Here is a 6,021-nt window from a genome sequence, read left to right as displayed (position 1 = left end):
GCATCCAGACGAGTTTCATTTAGTTGTTACACGTATGTATTTTTAATTCAAAAGGTGAAATGCTCATTCAGCAGCGCCAGCCCTTTAAGCAAGGATGGTCGAACCTTTGGGATATCACTTGTGGTGGTAGTGCGGTTGTAGGTGATACAAGTCAGCAGGCTGCTTCAAGAGAGTTATTCGAGGAGCTGGGCATTCATTATAATTTCGATAAGATTCGTCCACATTTTACTATTAATTTTGAGCATGGCTTTGATGATTATTATTTAATTGAATATGATTTTGATTTGAATGAATTAACGTTACAAACTGAAGAGGTACAAGCAGCCAAATGGGCTTCGAAAGAGGAAATCTTAAATCTAATTAAACTTAAAAAATTTATACCATATTATGAGAGTTTCATTGCATATCTTTTTGAAAGTCGACATCATTATGGCTCTATTCGTTTATAAATTTAATGTGAAATGCAATTGATATAATATTTTAAACAGTGTTGTTGAAAGAAAAGGCATAAACCCCATCCTGAACCTTTATTAGCGTGTTTGAAAGGGTTAAATGCTTTTCAGGAGAAAACGATATACATCGGTGACTCCATATATGATCTTCAATGTGCAAAAAATGCTGGAGTACAATTTGCTCTTGCTCTATGGGGAGCTAAAACTATGGAAGGAGACTTGGTTTTAAAAGAACCAATGGAGATTTTACATTTAATAAAACAGTAGTCCAGAACGCGAGAATACAGTCATTAAGCTATCTACCTATTTAATATCTAAGTGTTTTCCAAAAAGGAGAATCCGAATGATACATTGGTTTCAGCAATTGCCACAGCAAAGGATGGATTTGTCACAATGGACTCCTTTCATACAAAAGCCTTGGTATCGTAATCATTTTATGAAGTTTGTATATCTACTTCAGATAATCATTGTTCTGTTACCACCTAATATTGGTATTGGAATCCTCGATATAAATATTTTATTAATGATCCTAATCGGCATCATTGTCTTCCTTCTTCATGAAAGCCTACATATTTTAGTCATACATAAAAAAGGGGATATCAGTCTCACTTTTAGAGGTGTGTTTTTTTGGTTAAATACAAATGCCATTCTCTCCAAAGGTAGATTCTGGGTGTTTATGAGCTTGCCCTTTATTGCATTATCGATCGTCCCCGTCATTCTATCGTTCTATGTTTTTGGAGAGCTCAAACCAATCCTATTATTTATAAGTTGGTTCAACACCTTTATTTCGGCCTCCGATATCATTAATTCATTTCTCATTGTGATTAAACCAAAAAATACAGTTTTTTATAGGGGATATTTTCGTATAAAAGAGGATTGAATGAGAAAGGAGGTTAAGGATACAAGAAAGATATTTTTTATTGAACTACATGAAATGATTAAAAATAGATCTGAAATACGAAATCAACGTATAGACCCGTCGAAAGAAAAGATTGTTTGGATGAACTTAAGTTAAGCAAAGAAGAAATAGACGCATTAAAAAAAATAGTTTTGATGAGGCGGCTTTGTTAGCTATAGAAAAAACAGTTAGAGACACTATTCTGTACACATTCTTCGATTCCTTTGCCTTTTTAGACGCTGTTAGAAACCCGGAAATAGTTGAAGTTGATACCATATGGCTTGGATTAACACTACGTGAACGTAAGCTAAATGAGGAAGAAGAAAATGAGGGATTTCTCCACAATGAGATTTATGGTGCTTATTGGGATTGGTTGGAACAGAGAAAGAAGAGTGAATAATTATTTTGCATACAATTAATACCCGGCTATTCTTCAAGAAGGAGAATGGCTCTTTATATTATAGAAATAGGAGTTAAAAGTGGTACAAAAATGGAAACTTAATTCTTCGTAATTCGTAAATAATAGAATAGATAAGAACAAAAACTCAATACTTATATAGAAAATTTTATGAGATTGGAGTGATTAGAAAATGGAAGAAAAAGAGTGTCCAAAATGTAAGAGCATTCAAATTAAAAAAGGACATATTCGATCAGGAAATGCAGTAGTTCATATGTTCTCATTCAATAATCCAAGAAGTCAATCATCACCGATATCTTCATATTATTGTTCGGATTGTGGGTATGTACTAGGATTATATGTTAAAAATCCTAGACACCTTGGCGAGTAAGTTCAATTAAACCTGAAGTTGATAAAGGTGGTTGAAGGGCATGTCAAATTTTCCGAAAAGACCTAAAATTAAAATACCTAAAACGATGAGTGAATGGATTTGGGACATCATCGGTTATTCATTTTACTTAGGATCGTTAATCTTTTTAATTTTCAATTGGAATGAACTTCCGGAAGAAGTTCCTGCACATTTCAATGCGCTCGGCGAGGTCGATCGTTGGGGTTCAAAGATGGAACTGATTATCCTCCCGTTAATCGGAGTATTTTTGGCATGTTTCATGCAAGTTATCGAAAAGTTCCCTGAATCACACAATTATCCAGAACGCTTTCGTGAAGATAATGCGAAAGAATTCTACTTAGTTAGCCGTAAACTGGTAAATCAATTAAAAAATATCAGTCTCATAATTTTTGCGTTAATCGCAATAGAATCAATCTCCATTGCGTTAGGTAAAAGCAATGGATTTGGTGTATGGTTACTTCCAATAGCCATATTCAGTGCCCTTATCCCGATTGTATTAGGAATCATGAAACAAAGAAAGATTAAGTGAAAAGTGTGATAAGACTACTCTAATAGAACAATTATTCTTAAAGTAACTTACAGATACTTTAATAAAGGAAGATAAACATGATTGGAATAGTGATTGTAATAGGGTTATTTATTGTGATGGGGATTTTTTTAGTTAATGGGAAAGGCTCATTCTTAATTGCAGGTTATAATACCATGTCCGAAGATGAAAAAGCTAAATACGATACCATCGCCCTTTGCAAATTTATGGGAAAAATGATGTTTGCTTTGTCTTTTAGTATGGGATTGTGGTTACTAAGTGATTATCATCAAATTAATTGGATATTCTACTTTGGTCTTGCTATATTCATTGGATTAGTTGTCTTTATGCTCATTTATTTGAATACAGGAAATAGATTTAAAAGGTAGAGTATAAAAAGTTTTGAAGGTTAAGTATAACAAACCACGGATTTCATTAAGAAGGATTTGCCTCTACTATATAAAACCACCATTTTATTGGAGGAAAAACAAGTGATAACGAAAGCAGAAATAATCAGTCAACCTATTTCAGGAAAGTACAAGGAGAGAATTTATGACATAGAAAGTTCATGGAATTCTCCTAACTGGACTTGGGTAAGATTCGAAGACGAAGATTTTAATGAATGGTGTGGTGAATTTAGAGGTTCACCGCGGGGGATTGCAGTATCAACGAAATATAAAACGGTTCTTGTCCTTACCTCTGATTATCTTTTTCAAGTTGATTGTGATAGTGGTGAATTAACAGAATATGAGTCCGATCCCCAATATCAAAGTGTAACCGTAACACCATCAGGCGATTTCATTATCGCTGATTATTATGGTCTAGAAAAAATTGAATCATCCATAAAAGATAAGAAATCAATAGAAAGTCAAATTAATATGGACTCGATTAAGTTTCAAGGCTGGAATAATAATAAGTTACTCATTACATGTGATGAATTTTTAAACTGGGAACATCATCTTGAGTTAGAACTTGACGGAGATACACTTGAATTCACAATAAGAGGTATAGGAAGTCAAGGCGAAAATCTTACAAAAAAGGATAGCAGATAACAGGTAAAATCCTGTTTGGTTATCGCAAGAAAATTTCGGAGGAGAATATGATGAAGCAAGGCCGAATGATTATCATTACAGGTTCACCAGGGACTGGTAAAAGTACTATCTCTTCAATTGTTGCTAAAGAGTCCAATTTTACAAAGTCGGTTCATATGCACACGGATGATTTCTATCACTATATTCGTAAGGGGGCAATACCTCCCTTTTTACCAGAATCTCAGGAACAAAACATAATTGTTATCGAAGCCTTTTTGGAAGCGGCCAAACGTTTTGCACGTGGTGGCTACGATGTGATGATAGATGGAATTGTTGGTCCTTGGTTCCTAGATCCGTGGTTAAAAACGGTGCGAGAAAATTACGAAGTTCATTACATTATCTTAAGAGCCTCTAAGGAGGAAACAATGAAACGAGCAATCAATCGTTCCAAATTAGACGAAGTTACGAACGTTGAATTGGTAGAAAGAATGTGGGAGCAATTTAACAATTTGGGCCATTTTGAATCCAAAATTATTGACACAACTAATCAAACAATTGAACAAAGTGTTTCAACAATAAAAGCTGTAATTGAAAAAAAATCTTCTTTACTTACTATTTGATGTAGTACAAAAGAAGCGTAATTAAATATGTTCGCTAATATAACCCGTCATATTAATTCGGTATATTTTTAGTAAGAGTTTCACATTATCAATAGTTAGTAAAATTCTTGAAGTAAGTGTATTTTGTAAGATAATCCAATTACCTACTTAGCTAGGTTGAAGTATGGAAGGCGATGTCCATGAAGGATTATCGCTATTTTTGTTGAAATTATTGTAATAACGATTCCAATTTGCTCAATCAGAAAAAGAAGAGCATTACTATAAAATAAGATTTGACGTATTAATGACAAATAAAATGTAATGTAAAAAAATGAGATGATGCAGATTAGTATTATTACACGACAAAAATTAAGAAAGATGGAGGTTAATCATGTTATTTATGATATTTGGGATAATTGCAATAGTAGCAACTTTTATAAATCTATATCTGTATAAAGTAGGAAAAGATTATAAACTTGCGATGGCCATAGGATTATCCTTTACAGCCTTAACACTTTGTGCAGAATACAGTCTTGTCTCGATGTGGGTAGAAGCAGAAGATTGGGCAGCTCTAATGGATGTAGTACCCGGTATGGAAAGGGCATTATGGTTTTTGACCATTGTTTCTATCTTATTAAATTTTGCAACTTTTAGAACTTAAAGGTAAGAAAAAATAATTACTTTTACATATAAGGAGGGATTAATATTGAATGCAAATTTTATAGTTTATGATAATGCTCATGATTTTGAGAGAAAGATTGAGCCAATTTTATTGGAGAATGAAGATAAATTCAGTTTATTTTTTGGTGTACTGCAAGCCATTAAAGCTGGTCATTATGAAAATCCATTTATGGCGACCATTGAAGAGGATGGAAAAGTGTTAGCTCTTTTTCAAATGACACCTCCCCATCCCTTGAATCTTATTTTTGTCGATGAAGCCCGTTTAGAAGAAATAATAGATTTATTAATAGAAAGTACGAACGACCTTGACATAGAATTTGATTCAATCATCAGTTTGAAACCGTGGGCGTACAAATTCGCAAAGAAATGGGAGATAAAAACAGGTACAACTCATCAACTACTTATGGATCAAGGATTGTATCGCTTAAATAAGATAAATGAAACGCTGGAACATAGTTCTGGTACTTGGCGCTTTGCAGAAGAAAGTGATTCTTCCCTTATCAAGAAGTGGTACAACTTATTTGAAAGGGATACTGGACTACCCATTTCACCCATTGATCATGTGAAAAAACGTGTTGCAATATTTCTAAAACAACGAGAGGTTTTTCTTTGGGAAGATAAAGGGAAGATTGTATCCATGATGAAGAAGTCTCGTCCGACTAAAAACGGTGTAACCGTCAGTTTAGTTTTTACACCAAAAGAAGAACGTAAAAAGGGATATGCTCGGACACTTGTTACGGCCGTCTCAAGAGAATTACTCAAAGAATACCATTTTTGTACACTATACACAGATATGATGAACCCAACATCAAATAAGATTTATAGAGAAATTGGTTATGAAAAGATAGCCGATTCTGTTCATCTAGGATTTGATAAAGTCGAATAATCTTTTCAAATAACTATTGATATTTATAAAGGGGACTTTTTTTAAGAAGGAAAAGTCCTTTTTTTTGAAGTTATTGAACAGACAAAGCAGGTTAGTTGAAGAAGGAATAAGATATTTTGTAGAGAAATTTGAACATTAAAGG

9 protein-coding genes and 1 pseudogene are annotated in these 6,021 nt (G+C 33.5%); all 10 read left to right on the top strand.

From position 1 onward, the window contains the following. The first annotated feature begins 23 nt into the window (after nt 1-23). The 10 genes and pseudogenes from BMSHG_RS25510 (at nt 24) to BMSHG_RS00140 (ending at nt 5,879) form a co-directional block, all read left to right on the top strand. Complete coding sequence (locus BMSHG_RS25510; protein ID WP_235776304.1) at nt 24-449, top strand: NUDIX hydrolase; 426 nt, start codon at nt 24-26, stop codon at nt 447-449. 54 nt (nt 450-503) lie between these two features. Further along, nucleotides 504-719 (top strand): annotated as a pseudogene (locus BMSHG_RS00190) (HAD family hydrolase); the annotation flags it as partial. A gap of 70 nt (nt 720-789) precedes the next feature. Beyond that, nucleotides 790-1,332 carry a DUF3267 domain-containing protein gene (locus BMSHG_RS00185; RefSeq protein WP_026073259.1) on the top strand — a complete coding sequence of 181 codons (543 nt, stop codon included), beginning with the start codon at nt 790-792 and terminating at the stop codon, nt 1,330-1,332. Between the two features lie 184 nt (nt 1,333-1,516). Then, nucleotides 1,517-1,750, top strand: coding sequence for a hypothetical protein (locus tag BMSHG_RS00175; RefSeq protein ID WP_019152409.1), 234 nt, complete (start codon nt 1,517-1,519; stop codon nt 1,748-1,750). 428 nt (nt 1,751-2,178) lie between these two features. Then, on the top strand, nt 2,179-2,685 hold the full coding sequence (locus tag BMSHG_RS00165) for a DUF1648 domain-containing protein (RefSeq protein WP_019152407.1): 507 nt from the start codon (nt 2,179-2,181) through the stop codon (nt 2,683-2,685). A 77-nt stretch (nt 2,686-2,762) separates the two neighbouring features. After that, entirely contained in the window at nt 2,763-3,071 is a 309-nt protein-coding gene (locus BMSHG_RS00160; RefSeq protein WP_019152406.1) for a DUF3784 domain-containing protein, read from the top strand. Nucleotides 3,072-3,173: 102 nt separating this feature from the next. Next, nucleotides 3,174-3,734, top strand: a complete 561-nt coding sequence (locus tag BMSHG_RS00155; RefSeq protein WP_019152405.1) for a hypothetical protein — start codon at nt 3,174-3,176, stop codon at nt 3,732-3,734. Nucleotides 3,735-3,781: 47 nt separating this feature from the next. After that, a complete protein-coding gene (locus tag BMSHG_RS00150) occupies nt 3,782-4,333 on the top strand; it encodes an AAA family ATPase (RefSeq protein WP_455342370.1) in 552 nt (183 codons plus the stop codon). Between the two features lie 370 nt (nt 4,334-4,703). After that, nucleotides 4,704-4,973 carry a hypothetical protein gene (locus tag BMSHG_RS00145; protein ID WP_019152403.1) on the top strand — a complete coding sequence of 90 codons (270 nt, stop codon included), beginning with the start codon at nt 4,704-4,706 and terminating at the stop codon, nt 4,971-4,973. 45 nt (nt 4,974-5,018) lie between these two features. Continuing rightward, nucleotides 5,019-5,879 carry a GNAT family N-acetyltransferase gene (locus tag BMSHG_RS00140; RefSeq protein WP_019152402.1) on the top strand — a complete coding sequence of 287 codons (861 nt, stop codon included), beginning with the start codon at nt 5,019-5,021 and terminating at the stop codon, nt 5,877-5,879. Nucleotides 5,880-6,021 lie beyond the last annotated feature (142 nt).

The sequence above is a fragment of the Robertmurraya massiliosenegalensis JC6 genome (assembly GCF_000311725.1).
GTDB classification, from domain to species: Bacteria; Bacillota; Bacilli; order Bacillales; family Cytobacillaceae; genus Robertmurraya; species Robertmurraya massiliosenegalensis.
Note: the sequence above shows the minus strand (reverse complement) of the source record. Positions and strands in the feature narration are given on the sequence as shown.